Below are 25,721 nucleotides of genomic sequence, written 5' to 3'. Positions count from 1 at the left end.
GCCCGGAGGCCGCGCCGGGATCGTCTCCCGCCCCACCATGAGTTGATCGAAGGAAATCTATCGAAAAAGTACCGGAACCTTTGCTCGCCCACAACGTGTCATGGCATGCCGACCGATGCCTGGAGGCTGGCGTACGGCGGGGTGACTGGGCCGTCCCCGAGCGAAAAATTGTCCGGACCGAACAGGCCCGTCCCGGTACGCTCCGGCCGTGTTCACCCTGATCCGCACCCGCCGGCTCACCCTTCGGCCGGTCACCCCGGACGACCTTGACGACGTGTACGCGTACCAGCGCCGGCCCGACGTGTGCCGCTGGCTGCTCGGCGGCGAGCCGCGTACCCGCGAGCAGTCGCGGGAGTCGGTGGCGGCGATGGCCCGCGAGGACGGGCTGCGTGTCGAGGGCGACGTCCTGACCCTGGCCGCCGCGGCGGACGGGCGGGTGACTGGCACCGTCGAGCTGGTCTGGCGGAGCCAGGCCGACCGGACCGCCGAGATCGGGTACGTCTTCAACCCGGAGTTCTCCGGCCGGGGGCTGGCCACCGAGGCCGCGGCGGCGCTGCTGGGCTGGGGCTTCGAGGAGTTCGGTCTGCATCGCGTCTACGGCCGGTGCCACGCCGGCAACGAGGCGTCGGCCCGGCTGATGACCCGGCTGGGCATGCGGTGCGAGGCGCGGCATGTCGAGAGCTACCTGCTCCGCGGCGAGTGGGCCGACCAGCTCGTGTTCGCGATGTTGGCCCGGGAATGGCGGTCGCGGTCGGCGGCGCTCCCTGGCTGACGCGGGCCGATAGGGTTGCCTCGTGCCCGTCCACGAATTCGCCTACCTGACCACCGTCGGCCGGCGCAGCGGTCGCCCCCACACGATTGAGATCTGGTACGCGGAGCACCAGGGCGTTCGGTATGTGCTGTCCGGCGACGGTGACGGCGCCGACTGGGTACGCAACCTCCGCCGGGAGCCGAGCGCCCGGTTGCGCCTCGGTGGTCCCCGCGAACTGCACGCAGATCTGCCCGGGACGGCCGCCGTGACGGCCCGGTTCGTGGCCGCCCCGGGCGAGGAGGCGCTGGCCCGGCGCCTGTTGGCCGCGAAGTATCAGGGCTGGCGGGAGGGCGAGCCGCTCTCTGACTGGGCCGCGACGTCGCTGTTCGTGGCGTTCGAGCCGCCCGGCTGAGGCGACCCGCCCCCCGGCGGTCCTGTCACGGCGGCTTCGGGCGTTCGATGCGGGTGGGATTGCCGCGAACGAGTTCGTCGTGGATGCGCCATCGGCCGGTGGTGAGGGCGCGGCGTGCCTCCTCGTCGCCGTGCTCGATGCGTTGCCGCAGCAGTTGCATGGCGATGCGGCGGTTGAGGACGAACTGGCGCTCGGTGTCGACCACGACGACGACGCCCGAGGGACGGTGCGTCGCCCGTACGGCCGTGCTGGCCTTGTTCCGGTGCTGGCCACCCGGGCCGCCGGTGCGGCAGGCGACGATGTCGACGTCCGCTTCGGTGAACGTCGTGGTCGGGGTGTCGACCTGGCATGGTCGGGCGATGACGTACCAGTTCTTCCGGCCGGTGCTCGTCCGGTAGGGGCTGGGTGCCTGCCAGCACAGGGTTCCGGTCCACGAGGCGGCGAACGCCTCGGCGCGGGCGCCGCAGATGCGCACCAGGACGGACCGGTAGGTGTCGGGCCGGTCACCGGGCACGGTCTGGACCCGGCGGGTGGTCAGCGCGTGCCGGGTGGCGTCGGCCTCCAGACGGGACAGCAGCCGGGCCAGCGCCCAGGCGCACTCCTGCGGGCCGCGCCCGGCGGAGATGAGCAGGTGGACATTCATGGCCGGCCGCGCCTGCGGCGGTTGTCCCGGCGGTCCGGTCGCGGCGTGGCCCCGACGTCGGGCGTCTTGTAGGTGACCAGGGGGATCGTGGTCGCCACCGGTGTGGCCAGGCGGTGGTCGACGAGATCGTTGATCACCTGCTCGATGCGTTTGTAGGCGTTGGGCGCCTCCTCGAACAGCAGTTGGCGGTCGCCGCACACCACCAGCGACCCCACCGGCGTGCGGCGCAGTTCCTCCACGGTGTTCTTGGCGCGGCCCCGGCGCAGAGCGTCGGCGCGGGACATCTTGCGGCCCGCGCCGTGGGCCACGGAGTGGTTGGCGTCCGGGCCGGCGTGGGCGGCCACGAGGTAGGACGGGGTGCCGCGGGTGCCGGCGATGAGCACGTCGCGGCCGTCGCCCGGTGCCGCGCCCTTGCGGTGCAGGTAGACCCCGTCGCGGATTTCGACCAGGTTGTGGCACTGGTCGAGGATCGCTTCGCTGGGCTCGGCCCCCAGCGCGTGCGCGACCCGGGCCGCCAACAGCCGTCGGTTCAGCGAACCCCAGCGTACGGCCTGGTCGTGCATGGCCAGGTAGGCGGCGGGGTCAGGGGCGGGGCCCGCGCCGTGAACCTCGGTGTGCGCCCGCAGGATCCGTTCGCCGAGACCCCGGGAGCCGCTGTGGACGACGAGTATGAGGTCGCCGGCGTCGAGCCCGAGACGGTTCGCGTGACCCGGGTCGAAGACGGTGCCGATGCGCGCCAGCTCGACGAAGTGGTTACCCCGGCCGACCGTGCCGAGTCCCTCGAGGTGGCCGGCGGGAACCTCGCCGTCCACGACGGCCCAGGCGGGGTCGTCGGCGCCCCGTTGAGGGTCCAGGGTGCGGTCGAGATCGGGGAACCGGGCGGCGAGCTTCTCGGGTACGGGGCGCTTGATCTTGATCGGGAACACGGCGATTCCGCACCCGATGTCGGAGCCCACCAGGAACGGGTACAGCACGGTTGACGCCATCGCGGCGCCGATGGGGGCACCCTTGCCGGGGTGCAGGTCCGGCATGGCGGCGACGTGGATCATGCCGTCGAGGGCGGCCACCTGATGGCACTGTGCGACGGCGTCGGACTCGATCCAGCTGGTCGGAGAGGCGAACACGGTGACGGTGGCCGAAATGGACGGCGGCACGGACTCCCGCCGCGAGGGGTGCTGAGACAAAGACGCTCGCTTCTTACGGAAAGGTATGGGCGGACGGCCAGGACGGCACTGGTCGGCGCCGTGGAACCTGGGATCAGCGGGTGCGGTCCGTCAGAACGTCATGGCGCCCACCCTCCCGGAACCCGCCGGGGCGCGGCAAGCGACTTTCGGCCGTGCGCCCCGTCCAGGCCCGCTGCTTGTCGGTGGGCTTCATTAATCTGCGCCCGTGACCGATACCGATCTCGCGGCTTCGCCGCGGCTGCCGACGGCAGAGGAAGAGTCCCGCTTCTGGGCGCTCGTGGAGGAGGCGTGGGCCCGACTCGGCCCGGAGCCGGCGGTGCTGCGCCGCGCCCTGCTCGACCGGGATCCGGCGGACGACGAGGAGGGTGGGGACGGGCTGTACGCGATCGACAAGTGGCTCGACCGGTTCCTGGGCGAGCTGCGTGAGTTGTGCGCCGGGCTCTCGGGTCCGGAGTTGGTCGACCTCGACCGGGTCGTCGAGCGGAAGCTGTACGACATCGACCGCGCCGACATCCACGAGGTGACGGACGGCTCCGACGACGGTTTCCTGTACGCCCGCGGGTTCATTGTGGCGATGGGCCGCCAGTTCTACGAGGCGGTCCAGGCGAATCCGGCGATGGCTGTGCTCGACGCCGACTGCGAGGGACTCTGTTACCTCTTCGCCCACCTGTACGAGGAGTGCTTCGGCGTGTGGCCCGAGACCGGCTCGGGTATCTCACGGGAGTCCGTCTGCAACCCGGCTGGGTGGCCCGAGGACTGATCACCGCGGATGATCTGACGCCCGGCCAGTGTGCTCGTTTCCTCGGGTGCCCTCAGTGGCGACCATGGGAGTTGGCGTCCACCAGGGAGTAGCCGACGCCGCGTGCGGATTCCACCGCGACGGTGGCGTTCGCGTCGCGGAGCTTGGCCCGCAAGCGTTTGACGGTGGACCGGACGGCTGCCGCGTCCTCCAGGTAGTCCGCACCCCAGACCCGCTCGTACAACTGCTGATAGGTCCAGACGCGCAGGGGCGGGCTGGCCAGTGCGGCGAGCACGTCCCGTTCCAGGCGGGTCAGGGGGAGGGCCTGGCCGGCCCAGCTGACCTGTTGCCGCTGCTGATCGACCACTAGGCGACCCAGCGCCACTGCGCCGGTCGCGGGGGCGGCGGAGGCGGCCGTGTCGTCGAACAGCACGGCGCGGACCGTCTGGAGGTCAGGAAACATTAGTACGACACCGTGGCCGCTCATGAGCCGAGCGACTTGCGCTCGCTTGCTGCGGCTGGCAGTCACGCAGAGTATGACCGGCTGCTCGTCGAAATCTCCCGCAGGAGTGCTCATGGGTGTAGGAAAGCAACTTGCAGAACGCAGGTCAATATCAAAACTTTTGTTGTTGAAACCTAAAGCTCGATATTGAACCGATTTTGCCCCATTACTGCCCGCCATTTGCGCTTGAGAGAAGATCGAAGTACATCGACGATGATCGCGGGATGCCGCCTACCTGCGGTTTCCAGCCCTGCACCCTCGGTGGTCAACCACCCTTGGCTGCCGTCAGCTAGGAGGTCATCATCTGATGCGCAAATCGCGAAGAGGGCTGCTGAGAGCGGGCCCGGTCGCCGTCGTGGCCGTCGCCGCTCTGCTCCTCGGTGCACTACCCGCGGCCGCCCGACCCGTCGACCCGGAACCCGCCGCGCCCGCAGCCGCAGCGACAAAGGCCGAAGTGCGCCAAGCCGCCAAACACGACGTTTCCCGGAAACTGCGCGACATCGCTCCGAAAACCAAAAGCGGACAAGGCTCGAAAATTGCGGTCCAGCCGGCTCAGTCGCTGAACCGGCAGGCGGCGGACGCGTCCGCCAAGGCCGGAAGCGACGCCGTGCAGCGCGGCTTCACCGCCAGCCAGGTGCCTGAGTTCACCGCGAACTTCGAGGGCGTCGGCAACATCGACGGGGTGCTGCCGCCGGACACCAACGGCGATGTGGGGCCCAACCACTACGTGCAGATGGTGAACCTGCACTACGCCGTCTACAACAAGACCGGCAACCTGCTGCTCGGCCCGCTGCCGGCCAACGCGATCTGGTCCGGCTTCGGCGGGCCGTGCGAGACCCGCAACGACGGCGACCCGATCGTCCTCTACGACGAGACCGCCGACCGGTGGATGGTCACCCAGTTCGCCCTGCCCGGCGGGACGGCCGGCAATCACCAGTGCATGGCGATCTCCCAGACCCCGGACCCGACCGGCGCCTACTTCCGGTACGACTTCCTCTACCACCAGACCCGGATGAACGACTACCCGAAGTACGGGATCTGGCCGGACGCCTACTACATGACGACCAACGAGTTCGCGCCGTCCTTCGTCGGCGCGGGCGCCGTGGCGTTCGAGCGGGAGAAGATGCTCACCGGCCAGCCGGCCCGGATGGTCTACTTCCACCTCGGACCGGACTTCGGTGGCCTGCTGCCCGCCGACGCCGAAGGCCTCGCCCCGCCCGCCGGGGCACCGAACCCGTTCGTCATGTTCGACGACGACGCCTGGGGCGTCTCGCCGACCGACCGGCTGCTGATGTGGGACTTCAAGGTCGACTGGGCCAATCCCGCGAACTCCACGTTCGGCAACAACCTCGCGCCGAGCCGCTTCATGGAGACCGCACCGTTCGACTCGAACATGTGCAACTACGCCCGCACCTGCGTACCCCAGCAGGGCACCTCGGCGCGGTTGGACGCCATCGCCGACCGGTTGATGTACCGGGCCGCGTACCGCAACTTCGGCGACCACGCCTCGATCGTGCTGAACCACACGGTCGACGCTGACGGCACCGACCACGCCGGCGTGCGCTGGTACGAGCTGCAGAGCACCTCGCCCACCAACTGGCGGATCAACCAGCAGGGCACCTACGCCCCCGACGCCGAGCACCGCTGGATGGCCAGCGGCGCGATCGACGTCTCCGGCAACATCGCGTTCGGCTACTCGGCGTCGAGCAGCAACTCCTTCCCGTCGATCCGGATGGCCGGCCGGCTCTCCGGCGACCCGCTGGGCCAGCTCGGGCAGAGCGAGCGCACGCTGATCGCCGGCACCGGAGCGCAGACCCACTCGGCGGCCCGCTGGGGTGACTACAGCTCGATGTCGGTGGACCCGACCGACGGCTGCACCTTCTGGTTCACCTCCGAGTACCTGACCACGACCAGCTCCGCCACGTGGCAGACCCGGGTCGGCGCGATGAAGTTCCCGAACTGCGTCGCCGGGCCGCGTGGCGAGGTCAACGGCAAGGTCACCAAGTCCGGTGGCGCGCCGATCGCCGGTGCCTCGGTGCGCGTCGGCGGCGGCGGCACCGTCACGGACGACCAGGGCAGCTACAAGCTGACCCTGCCGGCCGGGCAGCACGAGGTGACCGCGTCGGCGTTCGGCTATGCGCCGAAGACCCAGACGGTCACGGTTACCGACGGCGGCACGGTCACGGTCAACTTCACCCTCGACGCCGTGCCGGCGCGCAAGATCTCCGGTGTGGTGAAGGACGGGTCCGGGCACGGCTGGCCGTTGTACGCGCGGATCGACGTGGCCGGCAAGCCGGGCGGACCGGTGTTCACCAACCCCGTCACCGGCGCGTACTCGGTCGACCTGCCCGCCGGCGAATACGGGCTGACCGTCAAGGCGATGTACCCGGCGTATCAGCAGGGCACCGCGCAGCTCACCGTCGGTGACGGCGACCAGGTGAAGAACTTCGACCTGGCCGTCGAGAACAGCTGCACCGCCGCCGGCTACAAGTTCAACTACAGCACCCCGCTGTTCACCGAGTCGTTCGAGTCCGGGACGACACCGCAGGGTTGGAACGTGGTGAACCACACCACCAGCGGCGGCTGGGTGTTCAACGACCCGAAGAACCGGGGCAACCTCACCGGCGGCACCGGCAAGTACGCGATCGCGGACAGCGACGCGGCCGGTTCCGGCACCACCATCAACACCGAGCTGATCACCCCGTCGCTGGACCTGACCGCCGTGCCGTCGCCGGTGCTGCGGTTCAACAGCGACTACCGGGCGCTCAACGGGTTCGCCAACGTGGAGTTCAGCGTCGACGGCGGCACGACCTGGGCGACCGCGGCGAACTGGACCACCACCAGCCGGCGCGGCCCGGTGCTCGAGGAGGTTGCGATTCCGCAGGCCGGTGGCAAGGCCGGCGTGCTGGTCCGGTTCCACTACCAGGGCAGCTGGGCCTGGTGGTGGGAGGTCGACAACGTCTCCGTCGTGAACCGGGGCTGCGACCCGATCCCCGGCGGACTCGTGCTCGGCCAGGTCCTCGACACCAACATCTCGGAGGGTCTGAACGGCGCCACGGTGACCAGCGTCGACAAGCCGGCCGAGAAGGCCACCACCGCGGCGACGCCGGACGACGGCAACCTCGGCGACGGCTTCTACTGGATGTTCTCCACGCTGACCGGGGCGCACCCGTTCACGGCGGCGAAGAGCAACTACGGGTCGGTCACCTCCACCGTGAACGTCGCGGCCGACCAGAGCACCCGAGCCGACTTCTCGCTCAAGGCCGGCCGGTTGACCATCACCCCGCCGTCGCTGACCGGCACCCAGACGCTCGGTCAGAAGACGACGGTGACCACGAAGATCACCAACACCGGCGACGCGCCGGCCAGCGTGGACCTGTCCGAGCGGCGTGGCGGCTTCGAGATCCTCGGACCGCGCGGCGCGCCCCTGCAGAACAACCTGGTCAAGGGCAGCGGCACATCCATCGGCTGGCTGGGCGACAACAAGGCCGGTGAGCCGGTCGCGCCGTCCCCCTACGCGCCACCGTGGGTCGACACGGCCAAGTACCCGATCGCGATCATGGACAACGCCGTGGCCGCGTTCGACGGCAAGGTGTACTCGGTCGGCGGCACGGACGGCCTCAACAACCTCGCCAACAGCTACGTCTACGACCCGGCCACGAACGTGTGGACCCGGATCGCGGACCTGCCCGCGGCGCTGGAGAAGCCGTCGGCGGCGTTCGCCGACGGCAAGCTGTACGTGTTCGGCGGCTGGGACACGGCCGGTAACACGTCCAGCAAGGTGTACGCCTACGACCCCGCCACCAACGCCTGGCAGACCCGGGCTTCGGTCAACCCGGCGCCGCGGGCAGCCCCCGGCATCGCGGTTTCCGACGGCCAGATCTACCTGGTCGGCGGGTGCACGGACGGCAACTGCACCAAGTCCAACGCGGTCGTCCGGTACAACCCGGGAGCCGACTCGTTCACCACCGTCGCGCCGTACCCGGTCGCCGTCGCCTGGCAGGGCTGCGGCGGGATCAACGGCACGGTCTACTGCGCCGGCGGTAACGGGCCGACGACCCTGAAGAGCACCTACGGCTACAACCCGGGCAACGACACCTGGACCCAGTTGGCCGACCTGCCGGTCGACTTCTGGGGCGTGGCCGCGGACACCGCCAACGGCCTGCTGCTGTTGTCCACCGGTGTCATCAACAACTCCACCGTCGTCACCAACCAGGGCTGGGCGTACGACCCGGCGGCCAACTCCTGGTCGGCGCTGCCCAACGCCAACTACGCCCGCTACCGGGCCGGGGCGGCGTGCGGGTTCGTGAAGGTCGGTGGCTCGACCGGTGGGTTCACCCCGACGCCGGAAAGCGAGATGCTGCCCGGCTTCGACCAGTGCGCCACCGTCACCGACGTGCCGTGGCTGTCCGCGTCCCCCACCACGGCGACGCTGCAGCCCGGACAGAGCGTCACGGTGACTGCCACGCTCGACGCCACTTCGGCGGCGGGTGTGGGTCAGCCCGGCACCTACACCGCGCAGCTCGGGGTCAAGTCCGACACCCCGTACGCGGTGGCGCCGATCGACGTGACGATGGTGGTCCAGCCGCCCAAGGACTGGGGCAAGGTGGCCGGCACCGTCACCGGCGTCGACTGCCAGGGCAAGAGCACCGCCCTGCGCGGGACCACCGTCCAGATCAACGGCAAGGGTGGCTGGACGTTCACCTTGGAGGCCGACGCCAACGGCAAGTACGCCATCTGGGCGCCGTCGGGTGCCAACCCGATCGAGGTGATCGCTGCCCGGGACGGGTGGATCCCGCAGACCCAGAAGACGAACATCAAGGCAGGCAAGACGGTGACCGTCGACTTCACCCTGCGACCCATCAAGTGCTGACCGACAACTGAGATCACCCGGGCCCGCGCCGATCACTCGGCGCGGGCCCGGCCCGTCGGCAGGGCGCTCGATCGACCGCGTCGCTTCCGGTGGATCACCAAGGCCCCTATGATCTGCGCGAGATCACGGGGGAAGGAACGGGACATGTGGCCATTCCGGCGCAGGGCGACGCAGACTGCTACCGCCGCCACGCTGTCGATCGACCCGGCCATGGGCGATCCGACCGCCGCTGCGCTCCGCGCCGCGTTGCGGCAGCGGGACTGGCCCACCGCCCGGGATCTGCTCACCCCGATCACGGACCCGGACGACCACGCGTACTACCTGGGCGTCGCGGGGAACGTGTCCGGCGTGCAGGACTGGATCGGCGAGTGGATCGACGCCGAGCCGCGTTCGACCCTTCCGCTGCTGGTGCGTGGCGTGCACGCGGTCTACTGGGCGTGGGAGGCGCGGGGCGGCGCCCGGGCGTCGCAGACCCGGCAGGAGCAGTTCCGGGAGTTCCGGAAGCGACTCACGCTCGCCGAGAACTGCCTCGACGAGGTGGCCGACCGGGACCGGGACGACACTACGGCCCGCACCTTCCTCGTCACGTCGGCGCGTGGCCGGTAGGTCGACCGGGACGAGGCGCAACGACGCTTTGACGCGGTGACCGATCGGCATCCGTGGCACCGGATCGCCCACGAGCACATGCTGCAGTACCGGTGCCGGAAGTGGTTCGGCAGCCACGAGGAGATGTTCGAGTTCGCCCGGAGTGCGGCGGTGAAGGCCCCCGCGGGGTCCACGCTGGGACAGCTCGTCCCGATCGCGCACCTGGAGATGTGGCTCGATCTTCCGGTCGGGGAGGACGCCGAGTACATCGGTGCGGCGGCGGTGGTGGCTGAGCTCAACGCCGCAGCCGACCAGTCGGTACGGCATCCCGACTACCAGCGTCGGCCGGGCTGGCCGGTCGTGCACAACCTGTTCGCGATGGGCTTCGCCATGGCCGGCGACTTTCCCTCGGCGGTGGAGCAGTTCGAGGTGATCGGCGACCTCGTGACGGAGTGGCCGTGGCAGTACCACTCGAGCGATCCGGTCGGCGCGTTCCTCGCCGCTCGGCAGCGGGTGCGCGGCGAGCAGGACTGAGCAGGCAGGCGACCGCACCGGCTGAGACACCGAACGCTCCTCGCACATCTTGGTGTTCCATGACTAATTCCGCGGAGAGTGGGAACTCCGTCGCATGGCTAAGCCGGGTGCCCCCGGCCGGCGTCCCAGCCGTCCGGCGGGGCACCCCGGCCGCGTATGGCCGCTGCCGGCCGTACGGCAATTTTTCGCTACCCGGCAGCTGGCGCCCATTGCGTTGATCTCCGTGCAGGCTGGGCTCGCCACGGCGGGGGCCTGGATCATCGCCACCGACTTCCTCGGCCGCAACGCGCCGGTCTTCGCGCCCGCGGCCGCTCTCGCCACCATCGCCTCGGCCACGGGACAACGCACCAGACAGACGGTGGAACTCCTCATCGGGGTCGGTCTGGGCATCACGGTGGCCGACGCCCTGCTGTATCTCGTCGGCAGCGGCGCGTGGCAGATTGCGGTAGTTGTCTCCGGTTCCGTCGCGCTCGCCCTGTTGGTCGCCGGCCGCAGTGGGGCCCTGGTCAGTCAGGCCGGTGCCACTGCGACACTGTTCGCCACCCTGTCCGGCAACCAACGCAGCCTCGAGTTGCCCCGCATCCTCGATGCCGCCGTGGGTGCGTCGATGGGTTTCCTCGCCGTGGCGCTGCTCCTGCCCTTCGACCCGTTGCGGGGCGTCCGCCGCGCCGCCAAGCCGTTCTTCACCGATCTCGCCGCGGCCATCCACACCACCGCCCGGGCGCTGGCGGCCGGCGACCGGGACCTGGCCGTGCGAGCGTTGGACAGCTTCAACGGCGTTGCCGCCGACGCCAAGCACTTCGACGAAGCCCTGCGGGCGGCCGAGGAAATGGTGAGCATCGCGCCGTGGTGGCGCCACCGGCGTAGCCGCTACCAGCAGTACCGGGCCGCCGCCGACCAACTCCGTGCTTTCACCACCAACGTCCGGGTGATGGCCCGCCGCGTCGTTACGCTGCTCGAATATCACGAACCGGTCCCGGCGTCCTTGCATCAGGCCGTCACGGCCGTGGGTGACGCGCTCACCCACCTGCACAGCGACTGCACCACCGGCCGAGCGTCCGGACAGACCCGGCAGTCCGTGCTCGAAGCCGCACGGCTGGCCGGACAAGCGGACCGTGCCCAGGCGGGGGAGTTCGGCGAGAACGTTGTCGTGCAGATTCGCAGCGCCGCCAGCGACCTGCTGCGCGCCACCGGCGTCAGCCCACAGGACGCCAACCGCCTGGTCCGCGAAACAGCCACCGGCGACGAGAACGGCCGGTAGCGCCGCCGCCCGGCCTCGCCGCCCTCGCGGATCACCCGACCTTCGTGCCGGCGTGGCCTGGACGGTGTTCGCCACCGCGCGGAACGGCCGTGGGGCGGGATCCCGACGGCCCCGGTCAGGGATCGCGGCGGCTGGGCGCGATCGGCGGGGCGCTGCTGACCGGCAGGAACAGCTCCAGCAGGTTCGGATACGCCGCCCCGAGGGCCACGGCCACGAGCGCGGCGGCGACGCTGGCCAGCAGGATGCCGTTGCGGACGACATGGCGACGGCCGAGCGGCCGCTCGGTTGCCCCGAAGCAGGCACAGCGCGGGACGTGGCGGCGCTTCACCAGGCCCCCGGTATCCGGGTGCCGTACGGGCGTGTGGTGGTGCTGGGCGACAACCCCAGGCGTTCGCTCGACTCCCACCAGTCCGGGTATGTCACCACCGACCGTCTGCTGGGCGTGGTGCTGCGCCGCCTGCGCTAGTGCGGTCAAGATCTGAGGCATGGAGTTCTTCTGCTATCACCGTGACCGGCCCGGCTCCGCGGTTCTGCGCCGCGAGCTGCTGCAGGAGCACTGGTCCTACATGGACCGGTACGCGGCGGAGATGATCGCCCGTGGCCCGACCTTCGCCGACGACGGTGCCACGCCGACCGGCAGCGTGCACATCGTCGACCTGCCGGACTCCGCCGCCGCCCGGGCGTTCGCCTTCGACGAGCCCAACTATCAGGCCGGTGCGTACCGGGACGTGCTGCTGCGCCGGTGGCGCAACATGCTGGGGCGCACCATGTGGGACTTCCCCGGAGGCCGGACCGGGGGCAACCGGCATCTGGTGCTCGGCCTCGGTGCCGGGCAGGCCGCCGACGTCGCCGTGCCGCCCGACCGGGACGAACTGATCGCGTACGGGCCGTTGCTGTCCGACGACGGCGGCACCTGGCTGGGTATCGCGGTGCTGCTGCGGGCGTCGGATCCGGACGCGGCGCGTGCGGTCCTGACCCCGGACCGGTACGCCGACATCGAGGTGCACGGCTGGGCGTTTGGCGGGCGGCCGGCATGAGCCGATGATGGCGGCTCGATGGCGATCCGTGATTGAGATCGCACTCACGGTGATGTTGGCCGGATATTCTTGACTCATTCCAGAAAACGGACCAGACTGCGTGGCGTGGTCACCAGCCTGGACATCCAGCAGATGCTGCGCGAGGCCGCGTTGCGCGTGACCCGTCCTCGGGTGGCGGTGCTGAACGCGGTGCACACGCACCCGCACGCCGACACGGATTCGATCATCGGTGCCGTACGCCGGGATCTCCCCGGGGTGTCCCGCCAGGCCGTGTACGACGTCCTGCACGCGCTGACGGCCGCGGGCCTGGTGCGGCGCATCGAACCATCCGGCTCCGTGGCTCGCTACGAGTCGCGGGTCGGGGACAACCACCACCACGTCGTGTGCCGGTCATGCGGTGTCATCGCCGACGTCGACTGCGCCGTCGGTGCGGCACCCTGCCTGACCGCGTCCGACGACAACGGCTTCTCGATCGACGAGGCCGAAGTCGTCTACTGGGGCCTGTGCCCCGACTGTTCCACCGCCGGCAATTCCTGATTCCCTCTGATCCGCCACGTCACGGAAGGAACCTGATGTCCGAGAACCACGACGCCGTCGTCCACGACGCGGAAGCGGGCAGCGAGTCTCGCTGCCCCGTCGCCCATGGACGCGCCCCGCACCCGACCCAGGGCGGCGGCAACCGCGGTTGGTGGCCGAACCGGCTCAACCTGAAGATCCTCGCCAAGAACCCCGCCGTGGCCAACCCGCTTGGTGAGCAGTTCAACTACGCCGAGGCGTTCCAGGCTCTCGACCTCGCCGCCGTGAAGCGGGACATCGCGGAGGTCCTGACGACCTCGCAGGACTGGTGGCCGGCCGACTTCGGCCACTACGGCCCGTTCATGATCCGGATGGCGTGGCACAGCGCGGGCACCTACCGCATCAGCGACGGCCGCGGTGGCGCCGGTGCCGGGCAGCAGCGCTTCGCGCCGCTCAACAGCTGGCCGGACAACGGGAACCTCGACAAGGCTCGCCGCCTGCTGTGGCCGGTGAAGAAGAAGTACGGCCAGAGCCTGTCCTGGGCCGACCTCATGATCCTCGCCGGCAACGTGGCCCTGGAGTCGATGGGCTTCAAGACCTTCGGCTTCGCCGGTGGCCGCGAGGACGTCTGGGAGCCCGACGAGGACGTCTACTGGGGTCCGGAGACCACCTGGCTCGGTGACCAGCGCTACACCGGCGACCGGGACCTCGAGAACCCGCTCGCCGCGGTCCAGATGGGCCTCATCTACGTCAACCCGGAGGGCCCGAACGGCAACCCGGACCCGATCGCCTCGGCCCGCGACATCCGCGAGACGTTCCGCCGGATGGCGATGAACGACGAGGAGACGGTCGCGCTGATCGCCGGCGGTCACACCTTCGGCAAGACCCACGGTGCGGGCCCCGCCGACCACGTCGGCCCCGAGCCCGAGGGCGCCCCGCTCGAGGAGCAGGGCCTGGGCTGGAAGAACAGCTTCGGCACCGGCACGGGCGCCGACACCATCACCAGCGGGATCGAGGTCACCTGGACCTACCACCCGACCCGGTGGGACAACGAGTTCTTCCACATCCTGTTCGCCTACGAGTGGGAGCTGATGCAGTCGCCGGCCGGCGCGCACCAGTGGCGGCCAAAGAACGGCGCGGGCGCCGACATGGTGCCCGAGGCGCACGATCCGTCGAAGCGCCGCGAACCGCGGATGCTCACGAGCGACCTCGCGCTCCGGTTCGACCCGATCTACGAGCAGATCTCGCGGCGCTTCCTGGCGAACCCGGCCGAGTTCGCGGACGCGTTCGCCCGGGCCTGGTTCAAGCTGACCCACCGCGACATGGGTCCGGTCGCCCGTTACCTCGGCCCGGAGGTCCCGACCGAGACCCTGCTGTGGCAGGACCCGTTGCCGCCGGTGACGCACGAGCTCGTCGACGCGGAGGACGTCGCCACCCTCAAGGGCCAGATCGTCGCCTCGGGCCTGACGGTCGCCCAGCTGGTCTCCACCGCGTGGGCGTCGGCGTCGACGTTCCGCGGCAGCGACAAGCGCGGCGGCGCCAACGGGGCGCGTATCCGCCTCGAGCCGCAGATCGGCTGGGAGGTCAACAACCCCGACGAACTGGCGCCGGTGCTGCACACCCTGGAGAAGATCCAGGAGGCGTTCAACGCCGCCCAGACCGGCGGCAAGAGGGTCTCCCTGGCCGACCTGATCGTGCTGGCCGGTGGGGTCGGCGTCGAGCAGGCCGCCCGGAACGCCGGCTACGCCGTCGAGGTCCCCTTCACGCCGGGGCGTACCGACGCGTCGCAGGAGCAGACCGACGTGGAGTCCTTCGCCGCGCTCGAGCCGACGGTGGACGGGTTCCGCAACTACATCGGCAAGGGTAACCACCTGCCGGCGGAGTTCCTGCTGATCGACAAGGCGAACCTGCTGACCCTGAGCGCGCCCGAGATGACGGTCCTCGTCGGCGGTCTGCGCGTCCTGGGTGCCAACTACCAGCAGTCGCCGCTGGGCGTCTTCACCGCGACGCCCGGGTCGCTGACCAACGACTTCTTCGTCAACCTGCTCGACCTAGGCACGGCGTGGCAGCCGACGTCCGAGGACGCGAACACCTTCGAGGGCCGCGACCTCGGCACCGGCGAGGTCAAGTGGACCGGCAGCCGGGTCGACCTCGTCTTCGGCTCGAACTCCGAGCTGCGCGCGCTCGCCGAGGTCTACGCAGGTGACGACGCGCGGGAGAAGTTCGTGCACGACTTCGTCGCCGCGTGGGCCAAGGTGATGGACCTCGACCGGTTCGACCTCGCCTGATCCGCACGTCCAGGCCGGCCCTCGTTGGGGCCGGCCTGGACGGCCAGGACAGGCTGTTCGGGTCAACCGGGGGAGTGAGCCGCGGTGCCTCCGGCGAACTTGCGGTGCTCGCTGGGGCTCACCCCGTGGGCGCGTTTGAATGCCGCGCTGAAGCCGAACGCGTCCGCGTAGCCGACCTGGCGCGCCACGGCGGCGACCGTGGCGGTGGATTCGGCCAGCAGGTCGGCAGCGAGCGTCATCCGCCAGTCGGTCAGGTAGGTCAGGGGCGGCTCACCCACCAGTTCGGTGAAGCGTTTGGCCAGCGTCGTACGGGACACTCTGACCAGAGCTGCCAGCGAGGACAGCGTCCACGGCTTGCCCGGCGCGTCGTGCATGGCGCGCAGCACCGGTCCCACCGTGTCGTCGCTCAGCGCGCTGTACCACCGGGGCGCCTCGGCGCCGGGCTGATCGAACCAGTCCCGGATCGTGCACACCAGCAGCCAGTCCAACAGCCGATCCAGCACGATCTGCCGACCCGGGCGGCACCCGCCGAGCTGGTGGTCCAGGTAGTCGCGCAGCGACGAACAGTCGTGGTCGTCGGGTACGACCAGGATCGGCGGCAGGACCCCGAGTAGCCGCTGCGGCGCCTGACCCTGGACGTGGTACGCCCCGGCGAGCAGCACCATGTGCTCGGCCGGGTCCGCGTCCGGCGGCTCGGTCACCCGCGATTCGCCGCAGCGGACGTCCCGAAGCTCCCCGGGCCGGAAGCTCGACCGCGGCTCGGTGGAGAACACGAACGGCTCCGGCCCTCGCACCACGACGGCCTCGCCGACCCGCACCAGCCGCGGTTTGTCGCACTTCGGATGCAGGATCCAACCCTCGCCCCGCAGGGGAATGCAGAGCGTCACCGGCGCGCCGTCGGTGAACCGCAACGCCCACGTCGGCGGCAGCACCGACCGGCCGAAGGCCGCGCCCTCCGCGCGTACGCCCCGCAGCAGACTGTCGAACGGGTCCATCGCTTCACCATAGGTCGCGGACGATCGCACATGCCCCGCGTACGGCCAGGCATGTGCCGACGGCGGTCGGGTCGGTTGACTCGTGGTCATGACGACAGCAACGGATGAGATCCTCGTCCTTGGCGGAACCGGGAAGACCGGACGCCGCCTGGTACGCACGCTGCGGGCGGCGGGCAGGCGGGTACGGGCGGCGTCCCGCTCGGGAGAGGTGCGATTCGACTGGGCGCAGCCGACCACCTGGCAGCCGGCCGTGGCGGAAGCTTCCGCGGTCTACCTCTTGGCGCCGGAAGACCCGGCCCTGGCCGACGACTTCGTGTCGCGGGCGGTGAAGGCGGGGGTGGGCCGGTTCGTCGCGCTCTCCGGACGCGGAATCGACCGGATCGACGAGGATTTCGCGCCGGGCATGCTCGCCGCCGAACAGGCGGTGCGGGACTCCGGCGCGGAGTGGACGATCATCCGCCCGAACAACTTCAACCAGAACTTCGATGAGGACCTGTGGCGCCAGCCGCTGGTGGCGGGCCGGCTGGCCCTGCCGATGGGCGCCACGCCGGAGCCGTTCATCGACGCCCAGGACATCGCCGACGTCGCCGCGGCACTGCTGACCTCCGACGGCCACCACGGGCAGGTGTACGAGCTGTCCGGCCCCCGTGCGCTCACCTTCGGCTCGGCGGTGGCGATGATCGCGGAGGCGGCGGGCCGATCCATCCGCTACCTGGAGCTGACGCCCGAGGAGTACCGGGCCGAACTGCTGGCCCAGGGACATTCGGAGGCTACCGCAACGGCGCTCAACGCGATGTTCGCGGGCATGCGCGCCGGATACCTCGCCGAGCCCACCGACACGGTCCGGCGGATCCTGGGACGCGACCCGATCGACTTCGGCACCTACGCCGCTGAGGCCGCCGCAAGGGGCATGTGGTCGTAACCGGTGGACGCCTTCGCCGGCCCGCGGGTGTCGCGGGCCGGCGACGTCCGTCAGTAGCGCAGGGCGCGGAGGTTGGCGTAGCTGTCGCAGGCGGACGAGACGCCGTCCGGGCGCGGGCTGTCGTTCTCGGTGAAGTAGTAGTCGGTGCCGGCCATCTCGCTGTAGGCGAAGATGCGGGCGAAGTCGATGGTGCCCTCGCCCACGTCGGCGAACGACCCGTCGGCGGCCATGTCCTTGACGTGGAACAGCGAGAACCGGCCCGGGTATTGCGTGATCAGGTCCACCGGGTCGGCGCCGACGCTGACCGCCCAGTACAGATCCAGCTCCATCGCCACCAGGTTCGGGTCGGTCTCGCGCACCAGCACGTCGTAGCCGCGCGTGCCGTCCTGTGCGGTGAACTCGAACCCGTGGTTGTGGTAGGCGACCGTGATGCCTTCCTGCTTGAGTCTCGCGCCGACGGCGTTGAGGGTTGCCGCGACCTGGGCGTAGTCGTTGAGCTTCCAGGAGGCCGAACCTGAGATCCGCACGTACTTGGCGCCGAACGCCTTGGCGTTGGCGATGACGCCGTCGATGTTGTTCCTGAGGTCGCCGAGGCCGATCCCGATCGACGGCGCCGACAGACCCGCGTCGGCGACCAGGGGTGCCAGCGCCGTGGCCGTCTTGCCGTAGAAGTTGTTCACCGCGCCGGAGGGTTCCGCGTTGCGGTAGCCGCAGGCGGCGAGCGCGGCCAGGGTGGCGTCGGGCGCGGTCGGCATGGTGGCCCGCACCGTGTAGAGGACGAGGCCGATTCGCTCGTCGGGTACCGCGCGGGTTCCGGAGGCGGGCTGCGGCTTGCCGATCTCGGAGCCGGCCGCCGCCCGTACGATGCTGCTGCTCTCCTCGGGGGTGAGGATCGCGGCCTGCCTGAGCTCGTTGGCGAGCCGGCTGACCAGGCTCACGAAGCTGCCGTGGTTGGCGAACGGCGCCTCGGCCCAGACGGCGTCCATGATCGTGCACCCGTCGCCGAGGTCGCGGTTCGGTACGCCCGAGTCGGCCCCCCGGCCGAAGAAGACCGTGGCTGAGGTGGTGTAACCCCAGGGGCAGCGGTCCGCGGTCACCTGTTCGGTTACCTGGGCGCTGGTGGCGTCGGTCGCTGTTTCGGCGGCCGACGCCGGAGTCGGTGTGAACGGCAGGAGGGCCGCGGCGAGCGATGCGGCAAGCAGGTGACGTGCTCGTCTCGATCGGGTGTGGGGCGGGCGGGCGGAGTTGGCATGCATGTCGTCTCCCAGATAGTTGAGGAGTTCAGACTGGTCAAGTGGTGGGCCGACAGGCCCTCGCGACAGGGACGGCGGCGGTGCCGGGCCGGTGGTGGCGGGGTGCCGTCCCACCCCGCCACCCGCTCCGGACGCTCAGCGCACCGTCACGACCACGATCGAGGACATGGTCGCCCCGAGGCTGTCGGTGACGGTCAGCCGAGCGGTGTAGGTGCCCTTGCGGGCGTACGTGTGACTGGCGGACGCGCCGTGCACGGTCGCGGCGTTGTCGCCGAAGTCCCATGCGTAATCCGTGATGGTGCGCCCGGCCGCCGGTGCGGCGGTGCCGGTGAAGGCCACCTGCAGCGGCCCGGTACCCGTGGTGGGTGTGGCCGAGGCCGACACCGTGGCGTCGGTCTGTTCGCGCACCCCGGCGCCGTTGAAGCGCAGCCAGTCCAGCGCCATCAGGTCGGGGGTGCCGCCCGTCTGGTTCGGGTTGACGAAGACCAGATAGAGCGTGCACGTCCGGCCCGGATCGGTGAGCTCGACGGTGGGTGAGACGAGGTTGTCCCAGCCGCCGGTGCCGCCGACGGTGGCCCGGCCCAGGAGTTCGCCGGTGGGGGAGTCGGCCCTGACTTCAACGTCGCCGCCGCTGCTGCCCGAGGCGACGCCGAAGGTGACCGAGTCGATGCCGCGCAGGTTGACCGGGCCGAAGTTGATCCAGTCGCCGTTGTCGATGTCACCGATGCGCTTGCCGGCGCTCGCGGTGGCCCGGTCGATCACCTGGACGCCGCTCTGGCCGTCGAAGTGCTCGGCCTCCTTGCGCTTGGTCTGCAGCTCCGCCCGGGTCGAGCCGACCAGCGCCGGTGCTCCGGCCGCCCCGCCGTCGGTGTACTGCGCGGTGAGCACGGTGTACAGGTTCTGTCCCGGGCCGTGCCCGTCACCGCCGTTGCTCTCGGTGACCGCGACCCCGGTGCACCCGATGTAGTTGTCCAGCGGGTGGGTGTGCGAGTCGTGGCCGAGCTGGGTCTGCACGACCACCTTCGAACAGTCGATGCTGTTCTCCTCCGGGTCGGTGACCGTCACCGTGTAGGGAATGCGGTCACCGAAGTCGAAGAAGGCCCCGTTGGGGACGCTGAGGGTCACCGTCGGCCGAGTGTTGCCGACCGTGATCTCCTGTACGGCGACGGCGGTCTGCCCGTTGGTGGCGGTGACCGTGAGCCGGGCGGTGAACCGCCCCGGTGTGCTGTAGGTGTGGCTGGGGTTGGCGGCGGTGGAGTCGACGGTGCCGTTGCCGTCGAAGTCCCAGGCGTACTGGACCGCGGTGCCGTCCGGCCCGCTGGTGCCGGCGCTGGAGAAGGCGACGGTCAGCGGCGCGGGTCCGCTGTCCTTGTCGGCGGTCAGCTTGGCCACCGGCGGTCGGCTGTTGGCGACGTAGTCGATGCGGTAGATGCCCGCGCCGTCGTTGCTGCCGCCCCGGCCGCTCCCGCTGCCTGCGCCGAAGTCGATGACGTAGAGCGAGCCGTCCGGCCCGAACTCCGCCTCGAACGGCTGGATCCACGACATGTTGCCGAAGATGCCGTTGATGGACTGCAGGTCACCGACGTTGGTGGGGTTGAAGCGGGGATCGTTGAAGGTCTGGGCGGTGGAGTGGATCGACAACGTCTTGAACCACTTGCGGGTCAGCTCGTAGACGATCCACTTGCCGTCGAAGTACTGGGGGAACTTGGTCAGCCGCTTGTTGGACGGGTCGTAGTCGTAGACGGGCCCACCCATCGGGCCGCCGCCGCCCGTGCCGAGCTCAGGGAACTCCGGGGAGGCCGAGTAGGCGTACCAGACCAGCGCCGGCTTGGCCGCGGGGAGGCTGGTCAGGCCGGTGTTGTTGGGGGAGTCGTTGACCGGTGCGGCGCAGTCGAACTTCGGCCCGGGGGTGGAGGTGGCGAAGTCGTAGTCGTTGAACGGGGTGTTGTTGCCGATGCAGTAGGGCCAGCCGTAGTTTCCGGCGCTGGTGATCCGGTTGAACTCGACGGTCCCTTCCGGCCCGCGGTTCGGGTTGGCGGACCGGGCGTCGGGGCCGTAGTCGGCCACGAGCAGCGCGTTCGTCGTGGAGTCGACGGTGATCCGGAACGGGTTCCGCATGCCCATCGCGTAGATCTCGGGCTTGGTCTTGGCCGTGCCCGGGGCGAACAGGTTGCCCTCCGGAATGGCGTACCTGCCGTTGGGCAGGGGCTTGATCCGCAGGATCTTGCCCCGCAGGTCGTTGGTGTTGCCGGCCGTGCCCTGCGCGTCGTACGCGCGGCGGCCGGCCCGCTCGTCGACGGGGGTGAAGCCGCTGGACTCGAACGGGTCGGTGTTGTCGCCGATGGCGGCGTACAGGTTGCCCTGCTTGTCCATGGTCAGCGAGCCGCCCATGTGCGAGTTGGCGCGCGCCTCACCGCGCCAGGTGGGGATCGTGAGCAGCCGCTTCTCCGAGTCGAGGCGGACGCTGTCGCCGTCGACGGTGAACCGGGACAGGTTCAGCTGCTTCTCCACCCGGTCGGACCAGAGCAGGTAGATCCAGCTGTTGTTCGTGCCGAAGTGCCGGTCCAGGGTCATGCCGAGCAGGCCGTCGGACTGGCTGGTCTGCTCCGGGGTGTAGGCGAAGTCCAGGAGGGTGGTGACGGCGAGGGTGTCCTGGTTGATGACCTTCAGTGCGCCGGTGCGCTCGATGTAGAAGACCCGCCGGTCGGGCGCGACCGCCAGCTCGAACGGGTCGGAGAGGTCCTGGTTGACCAGGGGGATGCGCTCGAAGTTGTCGGTCCTGGTGGCGCCGCAGTCACCGGGGGCGGTGCCCGCCGCCCACCTGATGCCGCCGAGGAGGTGTTGCAGGAAGGCCGGCTCCTGGAACGAGGAGGAGCTGTGCCCGCCGGCGGTGAACCAGGACCGGCCGCCGTCGTAGTTCTGGCACCACGAGTACGGGTGGTCGACGCCCTCGTTCAGTCCGGATATGCCGTCGCGCACCTTGATCTGGGCGAGCGTGTGGACCTTGCCGGTGGGGTTGGTCCGCCAGTTGTACCACTCCTCGCTGCGCTCCCAGAGCTCCGGCAGGTTTTTCGTGGAGGGGTGGGCGTGGTCGAGGACCTTGATCCGGCCCGGGAAGGTGCCCCCGGTGCGGGAGAAGTCCGGGTGGGTGTCGAAGATGGCCCCCACCAGTCCCTCGTACCACGTCCAGTCCCGCTCGCTCGCCGAGGCGGCGTGCAGGCCGACCCAGCCGCCGCCGCCGCGGACGAACTTCTGCAGCGCGGCCCGTTGGTCGGCGTCGAGCAGGTCGCCGGAGGCGGGGGTGGAGTTGGTGTTGTTGAACACGAGGGCGTCGAAGCGGGCGAGGTTGGCGTCGGTGAACGCGGCCGCGTCGGTGGTCGCCTCGACGGCGAAGCCGTGCTGGTCGCCGAGTTGCCGGATGGCGGCGACCCCGGCCGGGATGGAGTCGTGATAGAAGTTCGTGACCTTGGAGAAGACCAGTACCCGGAAATTGGCGGCGGTGGTGGACTCGGCGGCGGTCGCCGGCGTGCTCGACAACACGAGGGTGACAGCCGTGAGTAGGGCGAAAAGTAGCGTGCGGTGGCGTCTCATACACGCGCTCCTGAATGGGGGACGGAGTAGGAAAGCGCTTTCCACGTTCCTTGTACCCTACGAGATCCATTTCGCCGGGTCAATATTTGGACGACTCCATATTTCTGCGACGTCGTCTCGATGGCGATGAGGCTCGCCAGAAAGCCCGTCCGCTACGGCACCATCCGCGGTTGCTCACCCGGCATACGGCCGGTCGGTGCGCCGACCAGCACCGCCACCGCTGGCCGGCGGGCGCGGCCAGCGGTGGCGCGCAGGGCGGCGATTCCCAGGGACGGTGGTCTGCCGATAGTGCCACGACAGTTTCGACCCGCGGCATGACGGCGTAAAAGAAATACGCGACAGGCCCTGTCGCCCTGCCATTTCCACAGTGAATTGCTCCCTCTGTCGAGGGAGTTGGCCGCGCCGCATATGTGGCCTTAAAAGGTCAACCCGTTGCCCACCACATGGTGGGCGTGAACACCAGGGCCGGCAGTTCCGGCCCATTGGGAGAATGCCTGGTCCGCCTGCCGGCCCTGGTGTCCGTCAACGCTCCTCTCCGGGGTTCCTCAGAACCGCACGTTGCGCAGGTAGCGGTAGCCGATCTCGGCCGTCCGCTGCGGCGTCACGTCGGGGGTGTCGTTCTCGACGATGTACTCCTGCACCGAGTGCCCCCGGAAGATCCGGGCAAAGTCGATCATGCCGGTGCCCAGGTCGGCCATGTCGCCGTCGGACGCGTGCCGGTCCTTGACGTGGTATTGCAGGACACGCTGCGGCGCGGAGCGGATGACGTCCAGGGTGAAGCCCTCGGGGTCGGCCACGCCGTCGCCGGAGTTGATGCCGCCGGTGACGGCCCAGTAGATGTCGACCTCCAGGTGCACGAGCTTGGGATCGAGCTCCGCGGTCAGCACGTCCCAGGGGCGCTTGCCGCCGCCGAGGTCGATCGTGAACTCGTGGGCGTGGTTGTGGTAGCCGTAGCGCAGGCCGGCCCTGGCCGCCGCCGCGGCCTCGACGTTCATCTGCTCCGCCCAGCGCTTCCATTCGTCCGCGCGCTCGGAGTACAGGTACGGCACCACCATGTACGACTGGCCGAGGGTGACCGCGTTCTGGATCTTCTGCTCCAGCTCGGCGGCGTTACCGCTGATCCCGTCGTGGCTGGAACTGGCCCGGATGCCGATGCCGTCCAGGAACTGACGCAGCTGGGCGGCGGTGCGCCCGAAGTAGCCGAGCGCCAGCTCCACCTTCGGGTAGCCGATCTTGGCGAGGTGGGTCAGGGTCGCGTCGTACCCCGGTGCACCCCACAACGCGTCGCGCATCGTCCACAGTTGAATGCTGATGAGGCCCGGCGGAACGTGCTGCCTCCCGGTGGTGCGGGTGGTCGCCGTCGCAGCCGTCGCGCCGATCCCCGCCGACGCGAGCCCGACACCGGCCAGCGCCGCCAGTGAACCACGCAGCAGGCTTCGCCGGTCCATGACGGACCGCCGCAGCGCGGCCTCCCCGTCGTATCCGTAACACATGGTGACTCCTTCTGGGTGGCTACTTCGTGGGAACCAGGACGACCTCGTCCGACCCGGTCAGGGCGGGCAGCCCGTTGCCGCCGGGATCGGTGTAGGACGCCACGAACACGGCGGTCAGGTTGTCCTTCTCCGGGTCGTGGCCGGACGGCACGGTCGTCTGGATCGAGCCGGTGCAGCCGTTGGCGGTGGTCTGCGGGTGGCCGTGCGAGTCGTGGCCGAGGACGTACGTGACGCTGACCCGGGCGCAGTCCACCGGCTGGTCGTCGGTCACCCGTACCTCGAACTGCACGGTGTCGCCGAACTTGAACGGCTGGCCCGCGACCGGCTTGACCAACTCCACTACGGGCTCGGCGTTGCCGACCACGACCCGGACCGACGCGGCGGCCGACAGCCCTCCGGGGTCGCTCACCTTGACGGTGGCGTTGTAGAGACCGTTCTTCTGGTAGGTGAACGTCGGGTTCGCCGTGCGCGAGTCGACCTTGCCGTCGTTGTCGAAGTCCCACGCGTACGACAGCCGGTCGCCGTCGTAGTCGGTCGTGCCCTCGCTGGAGAACGTGACGGTCAGCGGTGCGAGCCCGTTGGTGGGCGTGGCCGAGACCTGGGGCACCGGAGTGTGGTTGCCCTTCCAGCCGGTGTAGTCGATCCGGGCGAGCTGCGCGTCCGGGTTCTCGCTGAAGAAACCGTCGCCGTACTCGAGCACGTAGAGCGCGCCGTCCGGGCCGAACTCCAGGTCCATCGGGTTGTCGAAGACGAACGACGGGAGCACCCGCTCGATACCGCTCAGGCCGCCGCCGGAGTTCAGCCGGAAGCCCTGCACGTAGTCCCGGGTCCACTCGTAGAACAGCGGGATGCCGTCGTAGTACGCCGGCCAGGCCACCGGGGCGCGTCCCCGCGTGGTCGGGAAGGAGAAGTGGTACGCCGGCCCGGCCATCGGCCCGATGCCGCCCGTGCCCAGCTCCGGGAACTGCGCGGAGGCGCCGTAGCCGTACCAGACGTCCGGCTGCTGGACCGGCGGCAGCTCGCGCAGGCCGGTGTTGTGCGGGGACTCGTTGATCGGCGCGGAGCAGTTGAACGGCTGCCCGGGCCGGCCGGTGGCGAAGTCATAGTCCACGTACGGCAGCTGTGCGGTGGCGCAGTAGGGCCAGCCGTAGTTCGCCGCCTTGCGGACGACCGCCCACTTGCCCTGCCCGGCCGGCCCGCGCTGCGGATCGGCCTCGCCCGCGTCCGGCGAGTAGTCGGCGACGTACAGTTCGTCGGCCTGTCGGTTGAACTCGATCCGGAACGGGTTGCGCAGGCCCATCAGGTAGATCTCGGGCCGGGTCTTGGGCGTGCCCGCCGGGAAGAGGTTCCCGTCCGGGATGGTGTAACCCCCGCCGTCGCGTACCTTGATGCGCAGGATCTTGCCGCGCAGGTCGTTGGTGTTGGCCGAGCTGCGCTGCGCGTCGTACGCCGGGTTGCGGCCGGCACGCTCGTCGATGGGGGTGTAGCCGCCCGACTCGAATGGGTTGGTGTCGTCACCGGTGGACAGGTACAGGTTGCCCTTGGCGTCGAAGACGATGTCCCCGCCGACGTGGCAGCAGATGCCCCGGTCGACCGGTACGTCGAGGATCTGCTGCTCGGTGGACAGGTCCAGCTTGTCCTTGACCAACCGGAACCGGGAGAGCCGGATCGCTCCCTTGAACGGCTCGAAGTCGGCGGGGGTGCCCCAGGCCGGCGCGTCGCCCTCGTTGACGTTCGGGGTCGACGGGTCGTCGACCGGGGTGTTCATCGGCGGGGAGTAGTACAGGTAGACCCAGTTGTTTCCGGCCTTGCCGAAGTTGGGATCGATCGCGACGTTCTGCAGGCCCTCTTCGTCGTGCCGGTAGACGTCCAGCGTCGCGGCCAGGGTGTTGCGGCCCGTGGCGGGGTCGTGCAGCCAGACCTCCCCCGGGCGGGTCACGTGCAGCACCCGGCTGTCGGGCAGCACGGCGAGGTCCATCGGCTCGCCCGGGTGGTCGTTGAGGGTCACCTTCTGGAAGCTCGACTCGGGGGGCGCGTCTGCCGTGGCCGGCTGGGCCATCGCGACGGTTGGTGTGGCGACGAGGGTGATGGTCGCCAGGCCCGCTACGGCGAGCGAGAGTCGTCTCTTCATCTGCCTCTCCT

The 25,721-nt window shown here is 70.0% G+C and carries 21 protein-coding genes; 12 read left to right on the top strand and 9 right to left on the bottom strand.

Annotated features, from left to right (window positions below; all coding sequences use genetic code 11):
• The first annotated feature begins 208 nt into the window (after window positions 1–208).
• Both ACGF4F_RS13385 and ACGF4F_RS13380 read left to right on the top strand, forming a co-directional pair.
• Window positions 209–772, top strand: coding sequence for a GNAT family N-acetyltransferase (locus tag ACGF4F_RS13385; RefSeq protein ID WP_393077378.1), 564 nt, complete (start codon window positions 209–211; stop codon window positions 770–772).
• 22 nt (window positions 773–794) lie between these two features.
• Window positions 795–1,163 carry a nitroreductase/quinone reductase family protein gene (locus tag ACGF4F_RS13380; RefSeq protein ID WP_393077375.1) on the top strand — a complete coding sequence of 123 codons (369 nt, stop codon included), beginning with the start codon at window positions 795–797 and terminating at the stop codon, window positions 1,161–1,163.
• A gap of 25 nt (window positions 1,164–1,188) precedes the next feature.
• Here ACGF4F_RS13380 and prfH read toward each other — a convergent pair whose 3' ends face one another.
• Window positions 1,189–1,806 carry a peptide chain release factor H gene (gene prfH, locus ACGF4F_RS13375; protein ID WP_393077372.1) on the bottom strand — a complete coding sequence of 206 codons (618 nt, stop codon included), beginning with the start codon at window positions 1,804–1,806 and terminating at the stop codon, window positions 1,189–1,191.
• Complete coding sequence (locus ACGF4F_RS13370) at window positions 1,803–2,990, bottom strand: RNA ligase RtcB family protein (protein ID WP_393077369.1); 1,188 nt, start codon at window positions 2,988–2,990, stop codon at window positions 1,803–1,805. The genes prfH and ACGF4F_RS13370 overlap by 4 nt, the downstream gene beginning before the upstream one ends.
• Window positions 2,991–3,195: 205 nt before the next feature.
• Between ACGF4F_RS13370 and ACGF4F_RS13365 the strand changes: the two genes are divergently transcribed.
• Complete coding sequence (locus ACGF4F_RS13365; RefSeq protein ID WP_393077366.1) at window positions 3,196–3,750, top strand: DUF4240 domain-containing protein; 555 nt, start codon at window positions 3,196–3,198, stop codon at window positions 3,748–3,750.
• 52 nt (window positions 3,751–3,802) lie between these two features.
• Here the strand turns inward: ACGF4F_RS13365 and ACGF4F_RS13360 are convergent, their stop codons facing one another.
• Complete coding sequence (locus ACGF4F_RS13360; RefSeq protein WP_393077363.1) at window positions 3,803–4,192, bottom strand: winged helix-turn-helix domain-containing protein; 390 nt, start codon at window positions 4,190–4,192, stop codon at window positions 3,803–3,805.
• A 673-nt stretch (window positions 4,193–4,865) separates the two neighbouring features.
• Between ACGF4F_RS13360 and ACGF4F_RS13355 the strand changes: the two genes are divergently transcribed.
• From ACGF4F_RS13355 to ACGF4F_RS13340, 4 genes are all read left to right on the top strand, one after another.
• Entirely contained in the window at window positions 4,866–9,104 is a 4,239-nt protein-coding gene (locus ACGF4F_RS13355) for a carboxypeptidase regulatory-like domain-containing protein (protein ID WP_393077360.1), read from the top strand.
• A gap of 144 nt (window positions 9,105–9,248) precedes the next feature.
• Complete coding sequence (locus ACGF4F_RS13350; RefSeq protein WP_393077357.1) at window positions 9,249–9,710, top strand: hypothetical protein; 462 nt, start codon at window positions 9,249–9,251, stop codon at window positions 9,708–9,710.
• A 36-nt stretch (window positions 9,711–9,746) separates the two neighbouring features.
• Entirely contained in the window at window positions 9,747–10,223 is a 477-nt protein-coding gene (locus ACGF4F_RS13345; RefSeq protein ID WP_393077354.1) for a hypothetical protein, read from the top strand.
• A gap of 94 nt (window positions 10,224–10,317) precedes the next feature.
• A complete protein-coding gene (locus ACGF4F_RS13340) occupies window positions 10,318–11,484 on the top strand; it encodes an aromatic acid exporter family protein (RefSeq protein ID WP_393077351.1) in 1,167 nt (388 codons plus the stop codon).
• A 115-nt stretch (window positions 11,485–11,599) separates the two neighbouring features.
• Here the strand turns inward: ACGF4F_RS13340 and ACGF4F_RS13335 are convergent, their stop codons facing one another.
• Window positions 11,600–11,812, bottom strand: coding sequence for a hypothetical protein (locus ACGF4F_RS13335; protein ID WP_393077348.1), 213 nt, complete (start codon window positions 11,810–11,812; stop codon window positions 11,600–11,602).
• A gap of 18 nt (window positions 11,813–11,830) precedes the next feature.
• Between ACGF4F_RS13335 and ACGF4F_RS13330 the strand changes: the two genes are divergently transcribed.
• The 4 genes from ACGF4F_RS13330 to katG all read left to right on the top strand — a co-directional run bounded on the left by ACGF4F_RS13330 (window position 11,831) and on the right by katG (window position 15,325).
• A complete protein-coding gene (locus ACGF4F_RS13330) occupies window positions 11,831–11,950 on the top strand; it encodes a S26 family signal peptidase (protein WP_393077346.1) in 120 nt (39 codons plus the stop codon).
• A 19-nt stretch (window positions 11,951–11,969) separates the two neighbouring features.
• Complete coding sequence (locus ACGF4F_RS13325) at window positions 11,970–12,521, top strand: YciI family protein (RefSeq protein WP_393077343.1); 552 nt, start codon at window positions 11,970–11,972, stop codon at window positions 12,519–12,521.
• Between the two features lie 132 nt (window positions 12,522–12,653).
• Window positions 12,654–13,058 carry a Fur family transcriptional regulator gene (locus ACGF4F_RS13320; RefSeq protein ID WP_357443689.1) on the top strand — a complete coding sequence of 135 codons (405 nt, stop codon included), beginning with the start codon at window positions 12,654–12,656 and terminating at the stop codon, window positions 13,056–13,058.
• A 35-nt stretch (window positions 13,059–13,093) separates the two neighbouring features.
• On the top strand, window positions 13,094–15,325 hold the full coding sequence (katG, locus tag ACGF4F_RS13315) for a catalase/peroxidase HPI (protein ID WP_393077340.1): 2,232 nt from the start codon (window positions 13,094–13,096) through the stop codon (window positions 15,323–15,325).
• Window positions 15,326–15,387: 62 nt separating this feature from the next.
• On the opposite strand, the gene ACGF4F_RS13310 is transcribed toward katG, so the two are convergent.
• A complete protein-coding gene (locus ACGF4F_RS13310; protein ID WP_393077337.1) occupies window positions 15,388–16,320 on the bottom strand; it encodes an AraC family transcriptional regulator in 933 nt (310 codons plus the stop codon).
• 88 nt (window positions 16,321–16,408) lie between these two features.
• Here ACGF4F_RS13310 and ACGF4F_RS13305 point away from each other — a divergent pair, with 88 nt between their 5' ends.
• Window positions 16,409–17,242, top strand: a complete 834-nt coding sequence (locus tag ACGF4F_RS13305) for an NAD(P)H-binding protein (RefSeq protein WP_393077334.1) — start codon at window positions 16,409–16,411, stop codon at window positions 17,240–17,242.
• Window positions 17,243–17,292: 50 nt separating this feature from the next.
• Here the strand turns inward: ACGF4F_RS13305 and ACGF4F_RS13300 are convergent, their stop codons facing one another.
• From ACGF4F_RS13300 to ACGF4F_RS13285, 4 genes are all read right to left on the bottom strand, one after another.
• Entirely contained in the window at window positions 17,293–18,498 is a 1,206-nt protein-coding gene (locus ACGF4F_RS13300) for a sugar phosphate isomerase/epimerase (protein ID WP_357443640.1), read from the bottom strand.
• Between the two features lie 132 nt (window positions 18,499–18,630).
• Complete coding sequence (locus ACGF4F_RS13295; protein ID WP_357443638.1) at window positions 18,631–22,086, bottom strand: ThuA domain-containing protein; 3,456 nt, start codon at window positions 22,084–22,086, stop codon at window positions 18,631–18,633.
• 545 nt (window positions 22,087–22,631) lie between these two features.
• Window positions 22,632–23,579 carry a sugar phosphate isomerase/epimerase gene (locus ACGF4F_RS13290; protein WP_357443636.1) on the bottom strand — a complete coding sequence of 316 codons (948 nt, stop codon included), beginning with the start codon at window positions 23,577–23,579 and terminating at the stop codon, window positions 22,632–22,634.
• 19 nt (window positions 23,580–23,598) lie between these two features.
• On the bottom strand, window positions 23,599–25,710 hold the full coding sequence (locus ACGF4F_RS13285) for a PQQ-dependent sugar dehydrogenase (protein WP_393077330.1): 2,112 nt from the start codon (window positions 25,708–25,710) through the stop codon (window positions 23,599–23,601).
• Window positions 25,711–25,721 lie beyond the last annotated feature (11 nt).

This window comes from Micromonospora sp. NPDC047740, from assembly GCF_043204735.1.
Lineage (GTDB): Bacteria > Actinomycetota > Actinomycetes > Mycobacteriales > Micromonosporaceae > Micromonospora.
Note: the sequence above shows the minus strand (reverse complement) of the source record. Positions and strands in the feature narration are given on the sequence as shown.